The sequence below is a fragment of the Flavobacterium sp. CG_23.5 genome (assembly GCF_017875765.1).
Lineage (GTDB): Bacteria > Bacteroidota > Bacteroidia > Flavobacteriales > Flavobacteriaceae > Flavobacterium.
The window spans coordinates 2,886,833-2,908,128 of the sequence record NZ_JAGGNA010000001.1 but is presented as its reverse complement, the minus strand read 5'-3'; the positions used below and the strand labels follow the sequence as shown (position 1 = coordinate 2,908,128).

Annotated in this window: 19 protein-coding genes; 10 read left to right on the top strand and 9 right to left on the bottom strand. The window is 34.2% G+C overall.

The features are described 5' to 3' along the window. Position 1: 1 nt before the first annotated feature. The 5 genes from H4V97_RS12575 (at position 2) to H4V97_RS12555 (ending at position 4,970) form a co-directional block, all read left to right on the top strand. Positions 2 to 1,348, top strand: coding sequence for an HlyD family secretion protein (locus H4V97_RS12575; RefSeq protein WP_209549881.1), 1,347 nt, complete (start codon positions 2 to 4; stop codon positions 1,346 to 1,348). Beyond that, a complete protein-coding gene (locus H4V97_RS12570) occupies positions 1,348 to 2,736 on the top strand; it encodes a TolC family protein (protein ID WP_209549880.1) in 1,389 nt (462 codons plus the stop codon). The genes H4V97_RS12575 and H4V97_RS12570 overlap by 1 nt, the downstream gene beginning before the upstream one ends. A gap of 42 nt (positions 2,737 to 2,778) precedes the next feature. Beyond that, positions 2,779 to 3,597: a type I methionyl aminopeptidase gene (map, locus tag H4V97_RS12565; RefSeq protein WP_209549879.1), complete on the top strand. Its 819-nt coding sequence runs from the start codon at positions 2,779 to 2,781 to the stop codon at positions 3,595 to 3,597. A gap of 73 nt (positions 3,598 to 3,670) precedes the next feature. Next, complete coding sequence (locus tag H4V97_RS12560; protein ID WP_209549878.1) at positions 3,671 to 4,045, top strand: GxxExxY protein; 375 nt, start codon at positions 3,671 to 3,673, stop codon at positions 4,043 to 4,045. 91 nt (positions 4,046 to 4,136) lie between these two features. After that, the gene (locus H4V97_RS12555; RefSeq protein WP_209549877.1) at positions 4,137 to 4,970 is read left to right on the top strand and encodes a class I SAM-dependent methyltransferase; all 834 of its coding nucleotides are present in this window, start codon (positions 4,137 to 4,139) and stop codon (positions 4,968 to 4,970) included. Positions 4,971 to 5,033: 63 nt separating this feature from the next. Here H4V97_RS12555 and H4V97_RS12550 read toward each other — a convergent pair whose 3' ends face one another. The 8 genes from H4V97_RS12550 to H4V97_RS12515 form a co-directional block, all read right to left on the bottom strand. Beyond that, positions 5,034 to 7,832, bottom strand: coding sequence for a T9SS type A sorting domain-containing protein (locus tag H4V97_RS12550; protein WP_196849767.1), 2,799 nt, complete (start codon positions 7,830 to 7,832; stop codon positions 5,034 to 5,036). 180 nt (positions 7,833 to 8,012) lie between these two features. After that, on the bottom strand, positions 8,013 to 8,240 hold the full coding sequence (locus tag H4V97_RS12545; RefSeq protein ID WP_196849766.1) for a hypothetical protein: 228 nt from the start codon (positions 8,238 to 8,240) through the stop codon (positions 8,013 to 8,015). A 95-nt stretch (positions 8,241 to 8,335) separates the two neighbouring features. Beyond that, the gene (locus H4V97_RS12540; RefSeq protein WP_091202687.1) at positions 8,336 to 8,857 is read right to left on the bottom strand and encodes a DUF6252 family protein; all 522 of its coding nucleotides are present in this window, start codon (positions 8,855 to 8,857) and stop codon (positions 8,336 to 8,338) included. Between the two features lie 169 nt (positions 8,858 to 9,026). Continuing rightward, positions 9,027 to 9,191 carry a hypothetical protein gene (locus tag H4V97_RS12535; protein ID WP_209549876.1) on the bottom strand — a complete coding sequence of 55 codons (165 nt, stop codon included), beginning with the start codon at positions 9,189 to 9,191 and terminating at the stop codon, positions 9,027 to 9,029. A gap of 181 nt (positions 9,192 to 9,372) precedes the next feature. Further along, the gene (locus H4V97_RS12530) at positions 9,373 to 10,458 is read right to left on the bottom strand and encodes a DDE-type integrase/transposase/recombinase (RefSeq protein WP_196851621.1); all 1,086 of its coding nucleotides are present in this window, start codon (positions 10,456 to 10,458) and stop codon (positions 9,373 to 9,375) included. Next, entirely contained in the window at positions 10,455 to 10,769 is a 315-nt protein-coding gene (locus tag H4V97_RS12525; protein ID WP_196851622.1) for a transposase, read from the bottom strand. Before H4V97_RS12525 ends, H4V97_RS12530 begins: the two co-directional genes overlap by 4 nt. A 43-nt stretch (positions 10,770 to 10,812) precedes the next feature. Continuing rightward, complete coding sequence (locus tag H4V97_RS12520) at positions 10,813 to 10,992, bottom strand: hypothetical protein (RefSeq protein ID WP_209549875.1); 180 nt, start codon at positions 10,990 to 10,992, stop codon at positions 10,813 to 10,815. A gap of 256 nt (positions 10,993 to 11,248) precedes the next feature. After that, positions 11,249 to 14,059 (bottom strand): M16 family metallopeptidase, encoded by a 2,811-nt coding sequence (locus H4V97_RS12515; protein ID WP_209549874.1) that lies wholly within the window; start codon positions 14,057 to 14,059, stop codon positions 11,249 to 11,251. A 175-nt stretch (positions 14,060 to 14,234) separates the two neighbouring features. Between H4V97_RS12515 and H4V97_RS12510 the strand changes: the two genes are divergently transcribed. The 3 genes from H4V97_RS12510 to pruA all read left to right on the top strand — a co-directional run bounded on the left by H4V97_RS12510 (position 14,235) and on the right by pruA (position 17,887). Next, positions 14,235 to 15,494, top strand: a complete 1,260-nt coding sequence (locus tag H4V97_RS12510; protein WP_209549873.1) for a DUF5103 domain-containing protein — start codon at positions 14,235 to 14,237, stop codon at positions 15,492 to 15,494. Positions 15,495 to 15,576: 82 nt separating this feature from the next. Beyond that, a complete protein-coding gene (apaG, locus tag H4V97_RS12505; protein WP_196849762.1) occupies positions 15,577 to 15,963 on the top strand; it encodes a Co2+/Mg2+ efflux protein ApaG in 387 nt (128 codons plus the stop codon). Between the two features lie 295 nt (positions 15,964 to 16,258). Further along, complete coding sequence (pruA, locus tag H4V97_RS12500; RefSeq protein ID WP_209549872.1) at positions 16,259 to 17,887, top strand: L-glutamate gamma-semialdehyde dehydrogenase; 1,629 nt, start codon at positions 16,259 to 16,261, stop codon at positions 17,885 to 17,887. Positions 17,888 to 18,059: 172 nt separating this feature from the next. Here pruA and rsmG read toward each other — a convergent pair whose 3' ends face one another. Further along, positions 18,060 to 18,689, bottom strand: a complete 630-nt coding sequence (rsmG, locus tag H4V97_RS12495) for a 16S rRNA (guanine(527)-N(7))-methyltransferase RsmG (protein ID WP_209549871.1) — start codon at positions 18,687 to 18,689, stop codon at positions 18,060 to 18,062. 108 nt (positions 18,690 to 18,797) lie between these two features. Between rsmG and H4V97_RS12490 the strand changes: the two genes are divergently transcribed. Together H4V97_RS12490 and H4V97_RS12485 are read left to right on the top strand one after the other, a co-directional pair. Further along, positions 18,798 to 19,895, top strand: coding sequence for a fatty acid desaturase family protein (locus H4V97_RS12490; protein ID WP_196849759.1), 1,098 nt, complete (start codon positions 18,798 to 18,800; stop codon positions 19,893 to 19,895). 77 nt (positions 19,896 to 19,972) lie between these two features. Further along, positions 19,973 to 21,157, top strand: a complete 1,185-nt coding sequence (locus H4V97_RS12485) for a pyridoxal phosphate-dependent aminotransferase (RefSeq protein WP_209549870.1) — start codon at positions 19,973 to 19,975, stop codon at positions 21,155 to 21,157. Positions 21,158 to 21,296: the final 139 nt, after the last annotated feature.

Sequence of the window (21,296 nt, the reverse complement as noted above, 5' to 3'; positions counted from 1 at the left end):
CATGCTAAACATATCTGATAACAAAACAAAATTGCAGTCACTAAATCGATATGCAACGGTGAAAAATTTAGAAAACAGGCCTCATTATAAAATTTTAAATAAGATTATTGCAGGAGTTTCAATAGTGGGAATCGTTATACTTTTCTTACCATGGACACAAAATGTTTCGGGCACAGGAGCTGTAACCACTTTAAAACCCAACCAAAGGCCACAATCCATCCAAAGTGTAATATCGGGAAGAATAGAAAAATGGTATGTTCAGGAGGGGGATTTTGTCAACAAAGGAGATACAATTCTTTTTATTTCAGAAATAAAAGAAGAATACATGGATCCAAATCTAGTGAAAAACACTAAAAATCAAGTCAATGCAAAAAAACAATCCGTACAGTCATACAACTCTAAAGTAAATACCCTTTCTACTCAAATTCAATCCATTGAAAACGAAAAGGAATTAAAATTAGAACAAGCAAAAAATAAAATTAAACAATCGCTTTTAAAAATAAAAAGCGACAGTATGGATTTAGTGGCAGTAAAAACACAAATAAAAATTGCCAACACGCAGTATAATCGCTCTCTACAACTCAATAAAGAAGGATTAAAACCACTTACTGATGTGGAAGACAAAAGACTAAAACTTCAAGAAGTTGAGGCGAAAATTATAACACAGGAAAACAAATTATTGAGCAGTAAAAATGAATATATCAATTCTAAAGTAGAAACAAATAGAATTGTTGCGGAATATTCTGAAAAAGTTTCAAAAGCACAAAGTGATCAATTCACGGCTTTGAGCAATAAATTCGATACGGAAGCACAAGTGGATAAACTGGAGAATCAGTATGCAAATTACAGTATTCGTAACGGAATGTATTACATCAAAGCGGCGCAAAACGGATACATAAATAGAGCTTTACAATCCGGTATTGGAGAAACCATAAAAGAAGGAACTGCTATTGCGACCATCATGCCATCTCAATACGATATTGCTGTTGAAACCTATGTAAATCCTATTGATTTACCATTGATTCAAAAAGGCGAAAAAGTAAGGGTTTGGTTTGATGGCTGGCCTACAATTGTCTTTTCTGGCTGGCCTGATATGTCATACGGAACTTTTGGAGGTGAAGTTGTTGCCATAGAAAATTTCATCAGTGAAAACGGGAAATACAGAGTCTTAATCGCTCCAGACAAAAACGAGGACAAATGGCCTAAACAAATCAGCATAGGTTCAGGAGCACAAACGATCGCTTTACTTGATACGGTTCCAATCTGGTTTGAAATATGGAGAACATTAAACGGATTCCCTCCCAATTATTATAAACAAACAAGCAAAACCGTTAAAGAAAAAAAATAATGAAACAGCTATTTATAGTTTTCATACTGTTTGGATTTTCTGTTTTTGGACAAGAAAACAAACCAAAAGAACTCACCTACAATGAGTTTCTGGGTTATGTGAAAAAATACCATCCATTAGTAAAAAATGCCAACTTGGAAATCAACAAAGCTCAAGCTAATTTGATGATGGCCCGCGGAGGATTTGATCCAAAAATCGAAGTAGATTTCAGCAAAAAACAATTCAAAGACAAGGAATATTATTCGATTTTAAACAGCAGTTTCAAAATACCCACTTGGTATGGAATTGAGATTAAAGCGGGTTTTGACAACAATGAAGGAATTTATTTAAATCCAGAAAACACAGTTCCTAATCAAGGACTAACATCGCTAGGCATAACCATTCCGCTTGGACAGGGATTGTTTATCAATCAAAGAATGGCGGATGTTCGAAAAGCAAAAATGCAAATGCAATTAAGCCAATCCGAAAGGAAACTGCAAGCAATTGCCGTTTTGTATGACGCATCGCTAGCGTACTTTAATTGGAAGAAAAACTTCAATGAAGTGCAATTGTATGAAGAATACAATCGTAATTCACAAATTCGGTTTAAAGGAATTCAATCGTTAATCAGTCAAGGGGACAAACCGGCAATTGATAGTATTGAAGCCGGAATTATTGTGAAAAATAGAATTTTGAACTTGGAAGATGCTAATCTGAAATTGGCTAAAGCCAAATTAGAGCTTTCTAATTTTCTTTGGTTGGAAAACAACATTCCGCTCGAAATATCCGATGAACTGATTCCCGAAACGCAATTGGAATTCACGATTCAGGAAAGTTTAAAAACCAATGATTTGTTGCAACAGGATTTCTCCATCTTGAATCATCCAAAAATAAATGCGCTACAAAGTAAAATTGACATACTGAATGTGGAAAAGAAATTAAAAGCCAATATGCTTTTACCAAAAATTGATGTGGGTTACTCCTATTTGTCTGAACCCAGTTATATTGACAATTATCAATTCAAGGATTATAAAATTGGATTGGATTTTTATTTCCCTTTGTTTCTGCGAAAAGAACGCGGTAGCTTGAAATTAGCAAAATACAAAGTACAAGAAACCGAATTTTTATTAGACTTAGAAAAAGTGCAATTGACCAATAAAATCAATGCTCAGAAAATCGAAATCGAATCGCTTTTGAAACAAAAGGAGTTAATCAAAAGTTTGGCGAATGATAATCAGTTGATGTTGAATTCTGAGGAAAGATTGTTTTCTTTTGGCGAAAGTTCCTTGTTTTTAATCAATACCCGCGAAAATAATTTAATCACTGCACAACTTTCTAAAATAGCGTTGGAGAACCGATTTTATATATCCAATTCGGAACTTTTTAAAATTATGGCCAATCCAGATTAAACAATTATAAAATTGTACTTTTGCAAACTGAAAATAAGAACTATGATTATTGTAAAATCACGTGAAGAAATAGAATTAATGCGCGAAAGTGCCTTAATAGTATCGAAAACATTAGGAATGATTGCTTCTGAAATAAAAGAAGGAGTTACCACATTATATCTTGACAAATTAGCGGAAGAATTCATTCGTGACCACGGAGCCGAACCGAGTTTCCTTGGTTTATATGGATTCCCAAATTCACTTTGCATGAGTCCAAATGCTCAAGTAGTTCATGGAATTCCAAACAACAAACCATTAGAAAGTGGCGATGTAATCTCGGTAGATTGTGGTGCTTACAAAAATGGATACCACGGCGATCATGCCTATAGTTTTGAAATTGGTGAAGTGGCGCCAGAAACTAAAAAATTATTACAAATAACCAAAGAATCATTGTACGTTGGAATCCGAGAATTAAAACTTGGAAACCGCGTGGAGGACGTTGGTAATGCTATTCAAAGATACACAGAAGCGCACGGTTATGGTGTCGTTCGCGAATTAGTCGGACATGGACTGGGGCAAAAAATGCACGAAGATCCTGAAATGCCTAATTATGGCAAAAAAGGAAGAGGAAAACTTTTTGTAGAAGGAATGGTTGTAGCTATTGAACCTATGATTAACATGGGAACTAGAAACATCAAACAACACAAAGACGGTTGGACAATCACCACAGCCGATGGAAAACCAAGTGCCCATTTTGAGCATGATGTTGCTATAATTGATGGTAAACCAGAGATTTTATCGACTTTTGCATACGTGTATAAAGCGTTGGGAATTGTGAGTACTGAAGAAGATGAATTTCGAAGTATGCCTCTTAAGATATAACACGAATTTCACCAATTTCCACAAATTATTTTTTAAATGAACCCCGGTATAACAAACTAAAGTATTCAATTGTATGGACGATCTTTATTTAAAAGAAGAAGCTTTTAAGATTATTGGACTTTGCATGGAAGTGCATAAAATTCTTGGAAAAGGACATAGTGAAATTGTTTACGGCGATGCTTTAGAATACGAATTAAAGAAAAATGAAATTCCTTATAATAGAGAATCGAAATACAATATAGCATACAAAGACACCATATTACCGAGCTATTATTTTGCAGATTTCATTATTTTTGATGAAATTATTTTGGAATTAAAAGCAATTCAAAGTCTAACTAGTAGTGAAATAAAACAAACTTTAAATTATCTGGCAGCTTCACAAAATAAACTAGGATTATTGGTTAATTTTGGAGAAGACAGCCTAAAATATCGCAGAATAATTCTTTAACAACAATCAAAAATTAATAAAATCCATGTTTTTCATTTTTTATTAATTTGTGAAAATTCGTGAAATTCGTGTTTAAATTTACTTCCAAATCGTGAAAAAACTTTTCAAACTTATACTTAATACCATCCCTCGCCCACTATTAATCAGATTGAGTTATGTGGCACGTCCTATCATCGCATTTACTTTAAAAGGCGATAAATTCACTGATCCTATTGATGGGAAAAATTTCAAATCGATGTTGCCTTATGGATATGAAACACAACGGAACAACGTACTTTCACCAAGTACACTTTCTCTGGAAAGACACCGTTTATTGTGGTTGTATTTGAATGAACAAACTGATTTTTTTAAACCTGAACTCATTTCAGGTTCTCCTAATTCAAGTTCAAACCGAATTAAATTGCGAGATGCTGATATAAATTCAGTATTAAAAGTGTTGCATTTTGCGCCGGAACAAGCTTTCTATAAATTATTCAGAAACCAAAAAAATCTGGATTATACCACAACCGATTTATTTTCACCTCTTGCCGATGTAAAAGCGGATATATGTGATTTGCCTTTCGAGGACAATCAATATGACGTTATTCTTTGTAATCACGTTTTAGAACACATTCCGGATGATACCAAAGCGATGCAAGAATTATATCGAGTTTTGAAACCTGGCGGAATGGCCATTTTACAAATTCCGCAAGATTTATCCAGAGCGACTACTTTTGCTGATGATACAATCACAGATCAAAAAGAACGCGCCAAAATCTTCGGACAATATGATCATGTTCGGATTTATGGACGCGATTATTTTGATAAATTACGAAGTATTGGTTTTAAAGTAATCGAAGAAGAGTATACCACTAAAATTGCACCCGAATTAGTAGAAAAATATTGCTTGGCCAAAGGGGAAATTATCCCGGTTTGTTTTAAATAATTCACCATAAAAAAACCTGCTGAATTCAACTTTAGCAGGTTTTTAGTTTATAAATAAATTGGTTTATTTAACTCCAATTTGATGGCTTTCTATTTTACCATTTATATAAATTTTTAAAACATAAACTCCCTTATTTAAACCACTAACAAAAAATGAAGCTCTATTATCTTTAATTTGAATTTTGGCTTTTGATTTTCCCATAATATCAAATAATTCTCCTGAAATCTTAGCATTCTTTTCCGGAAGATTATTTGCATCTCTTAAGTCTATGTTTACTTTTTCATTTGAAGGATTTGGATAAACCAAAAATGTTTTTTCGTCTTCTGATAGTCTCATTAAATTATTGCTACAATCGACAACTTCAAAATACAACTCACTCCATTCGCTCCACCCACAATTATTTTTAGCTCGAACTCTAACACCTGTTTGTCCAATATAATTAGGAGCTATATAAATTTCATTTCCCCTAGTGTCTTGAGCAATTACAATGTTTGCATTAATTCTTTCCCATTCCCAATTTGTTTTTTCTCCAATTTCTAAATCAGTCATACCGATAACACTTGCCTCAACATTATTTGTTAAATCAAAAGAAGGCAACCCTAGTTCTTGCTGGCAAAAAGTGCCACTACATATTGTAGATTGATTTGGACAAATTAGTCCTGTAATTTGTGGCGCACCTACCCAAATTCTTTTAGTTATTGTAATGCCACCACAAATAGCATTACCATATATTACTTGCAGAGTTACGTAACCACTTCCATTATTAATTGTTAGGGTTACAGTCGACGTGTTGTTACCCGTTAAATTAGCAAGATACCCACCTTCGGTTATAGACCAATTATATGAATCAGCACCGCTTGGAACTGAAAAAACACTCGTCCCACAAACGGCATCGTTTCCAGTGATTTGTGATGCTGAATTTCCTGAACACATAAAGGAACAATTTGCTAATTCTGGATTAGTATACGGATTGCTCAATGCGTTTAGTTCAGATGCTAGCCATTTTCCATTTCTGGGATTAAATGAAATGTGTTGTTTGTTGTGTGCGTTTGGGTTTACTATATCAAAATCTGTGACGAAATTGGCAAACGGACTATTTTTGGGAGAAACAAGTGGTATTGCCCCAACATATGATTTTTTGTAGTCTTCATCTATTAAGGTTATGTTTCTTTTACCAATATCTAGAGCACTTGCTGTTGGAATAAAACCAAAACGATCTTTTATAATTAGATTTGGGCTATTAACAGTTCCAGCTAGAGTATTTGTATCAAAATAGCCACCTCCATAAGTATCAAAAGGTAAAATTCCCAAAGGTTGGTTTTTTGTTACATTAGTAATATCAACCGTGACATTTAAAACCCAAAGAATTTTCTTGGTATATGACATACGTCCTTTGTAAATCTCGTTACCGGAAGTATCATATAATGATTTAGCTTTAAAATCGACATTGTATTTTGAGTGCCCAGGGAATAGTCCTAAAACTGCTACCCCATAAAGATCAGAATCTACAAATGTTCCACCAATATATCCTCCTAAAGGATTGTAAATCAAACTGAATAAATCACCCCAAAAAGACAATCCTTTGTTTAATTGAATATTGACCAAGTCATCACCTGGATTAAAGTTTTGAGTTGTACCGCATTCGCTACCATTACTGATCGCGATATTCCTGCATTGTAACGGATAGCCACCACTATTTGCAAGCCCTTTTCCTTTTAATTCATCATAGAATGAGGTGTTTTCCCAATTGTCTATTGCGTAATTAGAATTTACAAAATTGCCGATTAATTGTTTAGAAGCTGGAGCGTCGAGAATAGACAAATAAGAAGAAACAGGTTGGGTATCTGTATTCATGGGAAGATAAACTTCACCACCATACAATAGTAAAGGAGATTTTACATACTGACTTTTAAGGTGACGAAACATATACTGAAAAGAAATCGGAATATTAGCCCCTTGTTGCGGTGCATCGTGTGATATAAACAGACTGGTTTGATGATTTTCGCCTCGCTGCTCCATATCTGCAAGGGCATAACGAGCAATAACACCACCCATACTTTGTCCTAAAACTACATTTTTAGTGGTACTCCCGCTCAAAACTTTACGGTCATTCACGTATTTTATGACCGCCTCAAGGGCATAAGCATTACGTTGCATATAATCTACGCCATTATTCCAATCTACATAGACAATGTCGTATTGTTTGTAGTCTTCGTAAAGTAGATTTTTTAATTCAACTCCGCTTTCAAGAAGACTTGGTTGAAATGTTCCAGAATAGGTATTATTCCCATATGCTTTTTCAGGATTCAAAACTACACCAAGATCAAATCCTTCGGCTACAATTAGCGGTCTCTTAAGTCCCTGACTAGGATCCCCAGCATAATCAATCGTCAGCTTTACAGTTCCTAATCCGCCTAGATAAGGAATTGCAGCTGTTATACTTATTGGGCTTTCTGTTGGAGAAATTCTACAGGTTTGGCAGGGTGGAGGAACTGGAGGTCCTGTTTGTCCATTTACCTGATTTTTGCCTATTTTCATCCTTGATTGGTTATACAAAGCTGTACCATTACTGAGATTCAGTTTGTATTTCCAAATTTTTGTCCCGTATGTGGTATAATTAACCGTAATGTTTTGGTTATACGTCACTGTTACGTATCCCTGTCCATTATCAAAATCTATTTGTATGCTTGTTATTAGGTTTTGATAATTAGAGATAAATATATTGGAAGGAATTTTTACTTGCATAGTCAATTCATCATATTGCTTGATGGGCGCTGCCATTGCAAAAGTTTGCAACTCTTGATATGGATTTTGCCATACTCCGTTGATTACCTTGTCATAAAATTTATTGTTGGACAACATAATCTTATTAGTCGTAAGGGCATTATCTGCAAATTGAGCGTACTTAAAATACAGCCCACTCAAGGCGATAACACCTATTGATCTATTGCCGTTCCATCTGTTGTCATATTCTGTAGGAGTTATCCAGGCCGTACTTACTTCTCGTACTCTGCTAGAAAGTAATGTGTTATAAATTTGATTTTAACTAGATTTGTCTGAATACGTACTATCTGTAAGTGTACCATTGTAAGCAGGTACATTGGTAAACTCCATACCATAATCGAGCAGAATACCGTGTGGTATTTTGGTTTTGTCCAGCGATCCAAATACAGTGTTCATTTGTGTTGCAAAAGTCGTATTGATGTCTTGTTGCGCATTTGAAAATATAGAAAATAAAAAAGCAAAAAGGAGGAATGTAATTTTTTTCATAAATTTGTTTTTTAAATTAAATAAAGATGAGATATTGTTCAATTTGATTTTGGTAAGACTGTCTTTTTGCCAATCTTACTTTTTTATAATTAGTTTTAATATTCCATATCAAAGCGACCTTCACGAACTTGAATTTTTTCTCCTTTTGAGTTTACAGCATCAAACCAAAATGTTCCCGATAGTATTGCTTTGCTAAAATTATGATTAGTGATTTTTAGTTCGCCAGTGATTGTTAAGGTTGTTCTGTAATCATCTTTACCGATACCTCCCGTAAATACAACAAACTGCCCCCATTTAGAATTATATTCCTGTAAGTCGTATATTTTACCTATTTCTAAATTTTGATTTAAAGTTGAGATATAAATTGATCTTGAAGTATCATTCATATTTTCAGTAATTCTTAATCCAAAATTCAATCCGTCTTGATATAAACAATTTAATATTATTCCAGTTCCTTTTGGTAAAAATGCTTCACCATTTATTAAACAACCAGCAGTATTTGCACCTGTTTGTGTAGCAGGAGGTAGTTGGTCTATTGGCTTTTTCGGTTTGTTGTCATCTGTAGAGCAACAACTTAATATAAGAACTGTTGCGAATAAAAATAGTAGGTTTTTCATTGGTTAAGTTTTTGTTAAAAATAAAATATATATACTTTTTACGTGTTAATTTTTAGTTAATTTTATTGCAACTATTTGATCTTAATGATTTTTTAAATTATATAAATGTGAGGTGTTGTTTAATTTGATCTTTGTAAAATTATCTTTTTGCCAATCTTACTTTTTATAATTAATTTTTAATATTCCCTATCAAATCGACCATCGCGTACTTGTATTTTTCCCCTTCAGAGTTTATTGCATCAAACCAGAAAGTACCAGACGGTATTGCTTTATTAAAATTATGATTGGTTATTTTTAGTTCGCCTGTGATTGTTGAAGTTGTTTTATATCGCAAATCTCCAATATTTTGATATATATTATATTCCCCAAATTGAGAATTTGCTCCATATTCTTTTAAAATGTACGTTTGACCAATGGTTTAGCCCCCTAATAATCGGACTTTAACATTTTAAGTTTTACAAACATACGCAATTAGTCAATATCTTTGTCTTGCAAGGAACAAACGAAGGCGAGTTTTACACCGATGTTTGTAGAAATGTTTCAGGCCTGGTCATTTCGATTTCACTAAAATTTAGTTCACCCACAAAAAAAGGCGGAATCTCTAAATTTTGCAAGGAACTGCACTTCAGACTCGTATTGCCCGATATTTGTTGGTATGGGATTTTGAGTTTGAATGTTATTTTTCGTTTTATTTCATCTCTTTTTTGTTCGATTAGCCCTTTATTCCAGCATTCTAAAAAGATATTTGGAGGTAAATTACAAACTGAGGAATGTAGACGTTCATTATTGTATTTCTCATAAAAAATGGTCAAAACACCTTCCAATTCATCGATTGTCCAAAAATGAAAAGGTCTTAGTTTTTTTGCTAAAATAGCATGAAAACTCTCAATATGTCCATTTTCCTGTGGGGTATATGGATGTGTAAAGACTTGATTCAGGTAGTTATCTTTGAAGAAATTTTGAATCATTTTTGCCGAAAATCGACTGTCATTATCATTGCGAACCTCAATATGAATCCCTTTTTCTAGGCAATTATTTGGTTGTAAATGATTTATTATAATATGTTCCCATGCCCTTTTAACATCTTCTTTTTTGATGGAATAGGCAACCGTCCAATGCAAAACAAGTCTGGTAAAAGTGTCAATAGTTGTTAGCACATAGCTATGCATTTTATACTCCTCGACCCACACAAATTTAATGTCCATTTCCAAAACTTCAAAGGGCTGACTTGGAAAAACCTTACGGTATTTTACCCTGGTTTTACTAGGCTTTTGATGTTGTTCCTTCAATAATTGTGCGCCTTTCATCAATCGATATACTTTCTTATGATTAATATCGTAACCCATCAGTTGTAATCTAGTTTCCATTTTCCGATGACCATAATCTGTGTCGAGATCTTGATGAGCTTGCTTTATTTCTTCAATAATCACATCATTTGAAACTTCAAATTTTTGCCCGTACTTGTCAGTGTAAAAAGTCGTCGTAGAAGGACTTCTTCCTTGATTAGTCCGCTTGTTTTGATAATAATACTGGTGCTTGGTTATTGCTGAAATTTGAAATGCTACTTCTTTCTTCAAGCCCTGAAAAATGTAGCCTCTCACGAGTTCCTTTTTTTCTCCAAGGCGAATTTCTTTTTTAGCAATTCGTCTTTTAACTTGCCTTCAAGCTCTTTTTGAATAACAATTTCTTTGAGTAGCTTGTTTTCTTTTTCCAGTTCTCTGATTCGTTTAAGCTGCGCGGGGGTCATTCCATGTGCGAAGCCCTCTTCGCCCATAGTATCCATCTTCTTCTTCCATGAGTAATAACTCGCAGGAAATACCGAATATTTCTCTAATGTAGGTTTAACACCTTGTTCTGAAGCTTCCTTTATGATCTTTAGCTTCTCTTCTTTGGTAAATTTTCTCTTTTCCATCGTACAAAATTATAGATTTCTATTTATAATTGTGTCCGATTATTTAAGGGGCTGAAACACCAACAACTAAACTTTGATTATTGCTTATAATGCCTATTAATATTGTTTGATTATTTAGTTTTTGAGCGAGGTTAACAGTGAAATCTTTTCCATCAATATAATTACAAACTAAATTACCTGTAGGTAAATAGCCCTTTGGTAAAAAGGCTTTTCCATCTAACAAGCATCCAGCAGTATTTGCGCCAATTTGTGTAGCAGGAGGTAATTGGTCTATTGGGTTTTGTGGTTTGCTGTCGTCTTTCTTGCAACAAGTTAATGTAAGTGCGGTGTTAATTAATAATTACTTTAACTCCAATGTGTTTGTATTTAAAGTCTGTTATTGTTAATAATTACAGCGAATCGTCCTACTATAATTTCTACCATAAAAAAAACCTGCTAAAGTTAATTTTAGCAGGTTTTTAGTTTATAATTAAATTGATTTATTTTTTTTCCGGCATTAGTATTCCAATTACTTTATCTTTTGTAAGGTATTTTTTTGCAATATCTTGCATATCCTTAGCCGTTACCGAATTGACCGTTTCTTCAAATTTCAAAACTTCTTCAGCGCTGCTTCCATTCGTATAGGATTTAGTAAAATTAGACAACCAATATCTATTTTCTTTACTATCTTTTCTGAAATCAGCCAGCTCCCCTTCTTTAAATTTAGCCACATCTTTTTCATCTGGTCCCTTATCAATAATGTTTTGAAGTTCTTTTAAAGCAGAAGCTGTCAATTTTTCAGCATTATCTGGTCCACATGGAAACCCAATTGAAAAGTTGTAGGATCCATTTGGAATTTTATTTAAACTTCCTCGTGCCGAAACACCATAAACGCCACTTTCATTTTCACGTAATTGTTCAATTAGTTTTATTGTCAAAACTTCACCTAAAGCTTGCATACTCATGGCATCTTTAGCAGAATATTTTGCATCTCCATAATACATAATAGTTACATTACTTTTAGGATCTGTTCCTTTATTAACCACTTTTTTCAAATCTCCTTTCAACATTCTATATCCTAAATCTACTGCTTTCTCTTTTTTATTAGTAGTAGCCAAAGATGCTAAATATTTTACGGCATATGCTTCCATAATTTTATCGTCAATGTTTCCAACGAAATAAAACTCAAAATCAGCAGCGTTGGCAAAACGCTCTTTGTATTTAGTGTAGGCTAACTTGTAATCTGTTGCAGCCCACGACTGATCCGTCGGCATAATTCCGTTGAATCTTGGATTTTCTTTATTCAGATAAGTATAAAACTCTTGTTGAAAATAGTTTTGTGGTTGCGAAGCCATATTCTTAAAGAAACTAGACTGCTTTTGTTTAAAGCCTTCAAAAGCTTCAGGATCATAGTTTAAATCCGTGAAGTACGCATACGTCATTTGGAACAAATACTCTAAATCCTTGGGAGTGGCATTCCCTCTTAAACCTTCGGTAGCACTACCAATATATGGACTTACTCGTGCAATTTTACCCGTCATAAATTTATTGATATCATTCAATTTTAATCCTGAGAATCCGGCTTCTGCCAAGGCTCCATTAGCAAATTGAACTTTTTTCATTTCATCATTTGAATACAAATTGCTTCCACCGAAACTTACTGCTTCAAAAAGAATCTCATCATTTTTAAAGTCGGTATTTTTATAAGTAACTTTTGCTCCATTAGATAAAAATAACGTTTTTGTCCCAATTTTATCATTGTTCTCACGTTTAACGATAGTTCCAGAAACAATATCTTGTCTTATAAGACCCTTGGCCACAGCCACATCTTCATAAGGTTTAATTTCATCAACATTCACTTTCAATGCATTCAAAACGTCTTGCTCTGAAGGTTTTTTAAGTCCCGCTTTTTCCGGCCCTGTTAAAACAATAACGCGATTATCATCTTTGATATATTCCTTAATATAGCCATTAACATCATTTAACCCAATTGTAGGCAAAAGTTGTTTCATGGTAGCAAATGTCCATTCAATTCCTGGAGTAGGCTGTTTTTCTAAGAAATTAGCCTGATATTCCGCTACAAAATTTTCAGAATTTGTTTTGCTTCTATCATTGAACGATTTTTCGATAGTGGCGATAAACTCTGCTTTTGATCGATCTAATTCTCCTTGGGTAAATCCAAATTTTTTCGCTCTTTCATTCTCAGTAACTAACACCTTCAAAGCACTTATTTGCTTGTCTTCTTGTGACATTGCAATAGATTGATACGCTTTTTTATTTCTAGCATAAGTTCCCCCATGATAGGAATATCCATAAATAAAAGGAGGTATTGCAGCATTTGTCAATTCATTCAATCTATTGTTTAACATGGTGGTGAACAATCCTTCAACCAAATCATCTTTAAAATCTTTCAAAGTAACTACCGGTTTTGGCAAGCCAGAATCTTTATACACTAACTGTACTTGTGCGCTTGTCGCCTCTTTATCGCTTTCAATTGCTACGAAAGTCTCTTTATGATTGGGTACCTCAAAAGTTTTTCTGGGTTTTTCATTTTTCGGATTTTGATAGTTTGAAAAGTGAGCAATCACTTTTTTCTCCATTTCGGCCACATCAATATCGCCAACAACAATAACACTCATTAAATCTGGTCGGTACCAGTCTTTATAAAAACTTACAATTTTGTCGTATTTAAAGTTCTCTAAGATTTCTTTTTTACCAATTGGCAAACGATCTGCGTAATGTGAATTGTACATCATTTTTGGCAAATAACGTCCCATCATTCTTTTTTGAGCCCCTAAACCCAAACGGTATTCTTCAAGAACAACACCTCTTTCTTTATCAATTTCTTCAGGAGTCAAGTTGGCATTAAAAGCCCAATCTTCAATGATATTAAAACCATTTTCTAATTTTTCCGGACTGTCTGACGGTATTGGAAGAAAATAAACCGTTTCATCAAAACTTGTGTAAGCATTTAAATGTTGCCCGAATTTCACACCAATACTTTGTAAATAATCAACCAATTTGTTTTTTGGAAAACGCTTCGTCCCATTAAAACTCATGTGCTCCATAAAGTGAGCCAATCCTTGTTGATCGTCATTTTCTAGAATTGAACCGGCATTGATAATAAGTCTCAAATCGACTTTATTCTCAGGTTTGGCATTTTTCTTGATGTAATAGGTTAATCCATTTTTAAGTTTTCCGGTTTTTACACTGGAATCAAAAGGAATTGTTTTTGAGTAATCAATTTCCTGTGCGAAAATCGCTGCGGGAATGAGCAACATCCCTAAAGCTAACTTACTAAGTTGTTTCATAAAGTTTGGTTTATTTTTATTCAAAACTAAACAGATAACTTTGCATACAATCGATTATTATGAAATATTTAACAGAAATTACTCACAAATAAAAATTTTTATTTCGCGTAGAAAGTCGGTCTAATTAAAATGAATCCTAATCACTATATTTACATTATTTAAGTGCTATAATAAGATGACAAAAACCGCTCTCAAAATATTTTCGTTATTCCTGCTTTTTTCATTCTATTGCACTTTCGCGCAAGTAGAAAAAGAAATAGCGTCACCTTATAATATAAAAACAGTTTCTTTTACGCAAAGCAATCAAAATGTAATTCCGATTTTTAAACTAGGAGAAGGATTTCAATTACAATTTGATGATCTTTTTGGTAACGAGGCCAACTATTATTATGAAATTACCCATTGCGATTATAACTGGAAGCATTCGGAAATTCCTAAAAGCGAATACTTAAAAGGTTTTGACAATCAAAGAATTTCAGATTACACTAATTCATTCAACACTTTACAAATCTATTCGCATTACAAACTGTCAATTCCTAATCAAGTTACTCAATTATTAATTAGCGGAAATTATATACTGAAAGTTTTAAATGAAGAAAAAGAAGTTGTTTTCTCTAGAAAATTCATCTTTTATGAAGATGTGGCAACCGTTCCTATTCAGGTAAAAAGAGCGCGCACGGTCAGCAATTTAGATTTTAAACACAACTTGGAATTTGCGGTAAAATCAAATACGATTACATTTCAAAATCCGTTGAAAAACATAAAAGTAGTCTTACTTCAAAACGGACAATTCAATAATGCTATTAAAAATATCGTTCCGCAATACACCATTGCCAACGATTTAATTTACAAATATGATGCTGAAACCCAATTTTGGGCAGGAAATGAGTTCTGGTATTTTGAAAACAAAGATATTAGAGCTGCCAATAATAATGTTGCCCGAGTAAATTCAAATAATGAAATCTACAGTTCGTATTTATACACCAATAATGCCCGAACTAATTTCCCTTATTCCGTAACAGAAGATATCAACGGAAATTTTGTTGTTAAGAATCTAAATGCCGCCAATAATGAAATTGAGGCTGACTATGCTTGGGTTTATTTTAGTCTTTCGGCACCAACTTTCAGGCTGAGCAAAGACATATATATTACCGGCATGTTCAACAATTACAACCTGACACCCGAATATAAAATGGATTACAATGCCCAAAAAGGAATCTATGAAAAAGCCATTTTAATAAAACAAGGATTTACAAATTTCAAATATACAGTTGCAGACAACAAAGGAATTATTGACGATGAAAATGCAATTGACGGAAATTTCTATCAAACAGAAAATGAATATTCCATAATCGTTTATTACCGCAAAAACAATGATCGCTATGATCGAGTAATTGGGAAAGGAGTCGCTAATTCGTTAAACATCATCAACTAAAAAAAACTTTTCTAAAATTGACAATACGAAATCAAATTTTTGTAAATTTGTCAGTATTAAGCACCTAAATCATTTATTTATTATGGTTTCTCAAATAACAAGAGGCATAAAAATATCAGTATTGACTAGTTTTGAAGGCACCTACTTCAAGAACTATAAGATTCATTTTGCCTTTAGTTATCAAATTACAATCGAAAACCACAGTAAAGATTCCGTTCAATTAATTTCTCGTCATTGGGAAATTTTCGACTCCCTAAATGATTCAGAAATCGTAGATGGCGAAGGTATAATTGGTAAAAAACCAGTGCTAAAACCTGGCGAATTTCACACTTACAGTTCAGGTTGTTTGCTGTCATCGCCTTATGGCGCGATGAAAGGTTATTTCAACATGATCAATTTTACCACCACAAAAAACTTCAAAGTGATCGTGCCTACTTTTAGACTGTGCGCTCCTTTCGCTTTAAATTAGGATTTTTTCAGTTTCTTTAGAAGCTAATCCAGCTATCCATTTCAAGTTTTCGTCGCCTCATTTATTTTTTTCTAAGTAAAATAAGGAGCTTCTAAAGTCGCTCTTATTTCACAAGAAAAAATATAACGAGACCACAAAAAGCTTTCCATTTCTATCTTGGCTAAAACACTACCATCTAAATCTAGTGCTTTTAGTTTACAGCATTAAATGTCATTTCTTTAAACAATCCTTCGTACTTTTGTGCATTATTTAAAAAACACACTACAAGGATTTCTAATTTTATAATTTTACAAATATGTTAAAAGGATTTTTTCATGTACCAAAAGCGGTAAACGAACCAGTAAAAGGATACGCGCCAAATTCACCAGAAAAAGCAGCTGTTCAAGCAGCTTACACAAAAATGTGGAATTCTAAAATCGATGTGCCATTATATATTGGAAGCGAAGAAATTAGAACTGGAAACACTAAAAACATGACCGCTCCTCACGATCACAAGCACATCGTAGGAACCTATCATTTAGCCGAAAAAGCTCATGTTGAAAAAGCAATTGCAAATGCATTAGAATCAAAAACGGCGTGGGCAAATATGGCTTGGGAACAACGTGCCGCTATTTTCCTAAAAGCAGCTGAATTGATTGCAGGTCCATACAGAGCAAGAATAAATGCTGCAACAATGATTGCGCAATCAAAAAATATCCATCAAGCCGAAATTGATGCTTCCTGTGAATTGATCGATTTTTTACGTTTCAACGTAGAATTTATGACGCAAATTTACAATGACCAGCCAAAATCCAATTCGGATATGTGGAACCGTTTAGAGTACAGACCTCTTGAAGGTTTTGTATACGCGATTACTCCATTTAACTTTACCGCTATTGCCGGAAATCTTCCTGCAAGTGCTGCAATGATGGGGAATGTTGTAATCTGGAAACCAAGTGACAGTCAAGTTTTCTCTGCACAAATCATTATTGAAGTATTTAAAGAAGCAGGAGTTCCTGATGGCGTTATCAACGTAGTTTTTGGAGATGCTTTAATGATTACTGACACTGTTTTGGCCAGTCGTGACTTTGCAGGAATTCACTTTACAGGTTCAACTCATGTGTTTAAAGATATCTGGGCAAAAATTGGAACCAACATCCACCATTACAAAACCTACCCAAGAATTGTTGGAGAAACGGGAGGAAAAGATTTTATCATCGCGCATCCAAGTTCGAATCCAAAACAAGTGGCAACAGGGATTGTTCGTGGTGCTTTTGAATATCAAGGTCAAAAATGTTCTGCAGCTTCAAGATCGTATGTTCCTAAAAGTTTGTGGCCAGCAATAAAAGAACAATTAATCACCGATACCAAATCGATGAAAATGGGTTCTCCGGAAGATTTTGGAAACTTTATCACGGCAGTTATTCACGAAGGTTCTTTCGATAAATTGGCTAGTTTTATTGACCAAGCCAAAAAAGATGCTGATGCTGAAATTATCGTTGGAGGAAATTATGACAAATCTGTTGGTTACTTTGTTGAACCAACCATTATCGTTACGACAAATCCACATTATTCTACGATGGAAACCGAATTATTCGGACCTGTAATGACGATTTTCGTTTACGAAGACGACAAATGGGAAGAAACCTTGGAATTAGTAGACACCACTTCAGAATATGCTTTAACCGGTGCCGTTTTTAGTACAGACCGTTATGCTATTGAACAAGCGACTACCAAATTGCAAAATGCAGCTGGAAACTTCTACATCAATGATAAACCTACAGGAGCCATAGTTGGAATGCAGCCTTTTGGTGGCGCAAGAGCCTCAGGAACGAATGACAAAGCAGGTTCTGCATTGAACTTATTGCGTTGGGCTTCGCCAAGAACTATTAAAGAAACTTTCATTACGCCAACTGATTATAGATATCCGTATTTAGGAGAGTAAAATTAGTCTTAAAGTTAGAAAGTCAAAAGTCGAAAGCCTTAAAAACTTTATAAATAACAAACCCCACTAGAACTCGATTCTTGTGGGGTTTGTTTTTTTATTTTCATTGCGATGAACGAAGCAATCGCATGATGAGAGTAACAAATGCGATTGCTTCGTTCATCGTAATGACCTAACTCGTAAACTTCAGCGGTACATGCACGACTTTCTTAGTTTCAAAGAATTCATCTTCAAAAAAGTCAGATAAATTATATTCTGTCGCTTTCGGGAAATCTTTCAATTCTTCGGTTAAATCACCGCCTTTTAGATACAGAATACCATTTTTCAGTTCGTGCTTATTTTTCTTTTTGATTTTGTCTTTCACCCAAGAAACAAAATCAGGCATATTTGTTACCGCGCGACTCACGATAAAATCGAAATCGCCTTTCACCAATTCGGCGCGTAATTGTTCCGCTTTTACATTTTTCAACTCTAACCCTTCGGCAACAGCCTGAACCACTTTAATTTTTTTGGCTATAATATCAATCAAATGAAAACGTGTTTCAGGGAAAAGAATCGCCAAAGGAATTCCAGGAAATCCTCCGCCTGTTCCCACATCAAGAACGTACGTTCCAGGTTCGAATTTTATAATTTTGGCAATTCCCAAAGAATGTAAAATATGTTTGGTGTACAAAGAGTCAATATCTTTTCTAGAAATGACATTGATTTTTTCGTTCCAATCGTGGTAAAGAACATTCAATTTTTCGAATTGCTCTTTTTGAATATCAGTTAAATTAGGAAAATACTTAAGAATCTCGTCCATCGTTCAATTTTTTTAACAAAAGTACTATTTTTAAGTCTGAAATATTTAACTCAATTTTGCAGAGTTGAAATTTATAATATTTATCTTTGGGAATTATTTAAAATTTATATGAACCAGACCGCTCCTACTTTTGCAAAGCAAGACAATCTAAAGTTTTTTAGAACACTTAACTCACGGGTTAACAACTACTTTAAGGAAAACAACATCTCAAAAACAGGGAATTGGAAACTTCATTTGAAAACCATTATTCTGATCACTGTTTTTTTAGCACCCTATTTTCTTATCCTAACCCTTGATATGCCTTTTTGGGCGCACTTATTATTGACAATTGTCATGGGTATAGGTATGGCTGGAGTGGGAATGAATGTGATGCATGATGGTAATCATGGTTCCTATTCTAACAAAAACTGGGTTAATAAATTCATGGGCGGAACTATCTATGTTTTGGCAGGAAATGTTCACAACTGGCAAGTACAACATAACGTTTTGCACCATACCTATACCAACATTCCGGGTCACGATGAGGACTTAGACGCAGGACGTGTTATTCGTTTTACAAAAGACGCAAAATGGCATAACTTCCACCGTTTCCAACAATATTACTCTGTATTTTTATATGGATTGCTAACTTTCAATTGGGCTATCACCACCGATTTTAAACAGATGCGTAATTATATAAAAAGGAAATTATCGTACGGAGAATTAAAAAGTCCGAAAGTACTTTGGACCACATTAATCATTACTAAAATAATTTACATTTCTATTTGGATTGTTTTACCAATAGTTATTGGAATTACATGGTGGAAAGTTCTTATTGGATTTTTTATCATGCATTACACCGCTGGTTTAATTTTAAGCATTGTATTCCAATTAGCGCACGTTGTGGACGAAACAACTAATCCGTCTCCAAATGAATTAGGCGAAATGGATAATACTTGGGCTATTCACCAATTGTTCACCACAACAAATTTTGCTCCAAAAAACGCAATCGTAAACTGGTACACCGGCGGATTAAATCACCAAATAGAACATCATATTTTTCCAAATATAAGTCATGTTCACTACGGTAAAATTGCAAAAATTGTAAAGGAAACTGCTCAAGAATGCAACTTGCCTTATTACGAATATAAAACAATGCGAAGCGCCGTTGTTGCTCATTTCAAACATTTGAAAGAGTTAGGACAAAAACCAGCTATAAGCGCGTAATTGTTCGGTAAAAACGCATTGCAGTACCTCTCTACAATAGAATAAATAAAATAAAAAACTAACTACAACCTATTACAATGAATCCACTTTCAGATAGAATTAACAACTTATCGACATCGCAAACATTAGCAATGGCTGCTTTGGCCAGAGAATTAAAAGCACAAGGAAAAGACATTATCAGTTTAAGTTTAGGTGAGCCGGATTTTAATACGCCTGATTTCATTAAAGAAGCGGCTAAACGCGCCATCGATGAAAACTATAGCACGTATTCTCCAGTGGAAGGTTATGCCGAATTAAAAGAAGCAATCTGTAGAAAATTCAAAAGAGACAATGATTTAGAATACAAACCATCCCAAATTGTAGTTTCAACTGGAGCAAAACAATCCTTATACAACATTGCACAAGTAATGCTAAACGATGGTGACGAAGTAATTTTACCGGCTCCTTACTGGGTTAGTTATTTCGAAATTGTAAAATTATCAGGTGGAGTTCCCGTAGAAGTTCCTACATCTATAGAAAGTGATTTCAAAATCACACCAGAACAATTAGAAGCTGCCATCACTCCAAAAACAAAAATGATGTGGTTCAGCACGCCTTGTAATCCAAGTGGTTCTGTGTACAATAGAGAAGAATTGACCGCTTTAGCTAAAGTATTGGAGAAATATCCAAATGTTTACGTGGTTGCCGATGAAATCTATGAGCATATCAATTTCTCTGGAAATTTTTGCAGTATCGCTTCAATTCCAGGAATGTTGGAAAGAACTATTACTGTAAACGGTGTTGCAAAAGCATTTGCCATGACAGGATGGAGAATTGGATACATTGGCGCACCGGAATTTATCGCTAAAGCTTGTACCAAAATTCAAGGCCAAGTAACTAGCGGAGCTAACAGTATTGCACAACGTGCTACCATTACGGCTGTAGATGCTGATCCAAGTGTTTTAAAATATATGGTTGACGCTTTTCATAGCCGTAGAGATTTAGTGGTTGGTTTATTGAAAGATATTCCCGGTATAAAAATCAATGTTCCTGAAGGTGCTTTTTACGTATTTCCAGACGTATCTTCTTTCTTCGGAAAAACATTAAAAGGAACTTTCATCAAAGATGCCAATGACTTCTCGATGTACCTCTTGGGCGAAGCTAACGTAGCAACCGTAACAGGTGACGCATTTGGAAACCCAGATTGCATCCGTTTTTCTTATGCCACGAGCGAAGAATTACTAAAAGAAGCATTAAGAAGAATTAAAGAAGCAGTAGCATAAAAATATTTAGTTTAAAGTTTAAAATAGTTTAAAGTTTAAAGTTTCACACTTTAGATTTTAAACTATTTTTGTTTATAAAATGATTTGGGCGTAACCATGCTTTCACTATCGTTACAGCATAGGTCGGGCTTTCGGCTTT

Bases quoted from the DNA above. Each gene is read 5' to 3' on its own strand.
- H4V97_RS12575 (WP_209549881.1), top strand. From the start codon at position 2: ATGCTAAACATATCTGATAACAAAACAAAATTGCAGTCACTAAATCGA.
- H4V97_RS12570 (WP_209549880.1), top strand. From the start codon at position 1,348: ATGAAACAGCTATTTATAGTTTTCATACTGTTTGGATTTTCTGTTTTT.
- map (WP_209549879.1), top strand. From the start codon at position 2,779: ATGATTATTGTAAAATCACGTGAAGAAATAGAATTAATGCGCGAAAGT.
- H4V97_RS12560 (WP_209549878.1), top strand. From the start codon at position 3,671: ATGGACGATCTTTATTTAAAAGAAGAAGCTTTTAAGATTATTGGACTT.
- H4V97_RS12550 (WP_196849767.1), bottom strand. From the start codon at position 7,832: ATGTTGTCCAACAATAAATTTTATGACAAGGTAATCAACGGAGTATGG.
- H4V97_RS12545 (WP_196849766.1), bottom strand. From the start codon at position 8,240: ATGAAAAAAATTACATTCCTCCTTTTTGCTTTTTTATTTTCTATATTT.
- H4V97_RS12540 (WP_091202687.1), bottom strand. From the start codon at position 8,857: ATGAAAAACCTACTATTTTTATTCGCAACAGTTCTTATATTAAGTTGT.
- H4V97_RS12525 (WP_196851622.1), bottom strand. From the start codon at position 10,769: ATGGAAAAGAGAAAATTTACCAAAGAAGAGAAGCTAAAGATCATAAAG.
- H4V97_RS12515 (WP_209549874.1), bottom strand. From the start codon at position 14,059: ATGAAACAACTTAGTAAGTTAGCTTTAGGGATGTTGCTCATTCCCGCA.
- H4V97_RS12510 (WP_209549873.1), top strand. From the start codon at position 14,235: ATGACAAAAACCGCTCTCAAAATATTTTCGTTATTCCTGCTTTTTTCA.
- apaG (WP_196849762.1), top strand. From the start codon at position 15,577: ATGGTTTCTCAAATAACAAGAGGCATAAAAATATCAGTATTGACTAGT.
- pruA (WP_209549872.1), top strand. From the start codon at position 16,259: ATGTTAAAAGGATTTTTTCATGTACCAAAAGCGGTAAACGAACCAGTA.
- rsmG (WP_209549871.1), bottom strand. From the start codon at position 18,689: ATGGACGAGATTCTTAAGTATTTTCCTAATTTAACTGATATTCAAAAA.
- H4V97_RS12490 (WP_196849759.1), top strand. From the start codon at position 18,798: ATGAACCAGACCGCTCCTACTTTTGCAAAGCAAGACAATCTAAAGTTT.
- H4V97_RS12485 (WP_209549870.1), top strand. From the start codon at position 19,973: ATGAATCCACTTTCAGATAGAATTAACAACTTATCGACATCGCAAACA.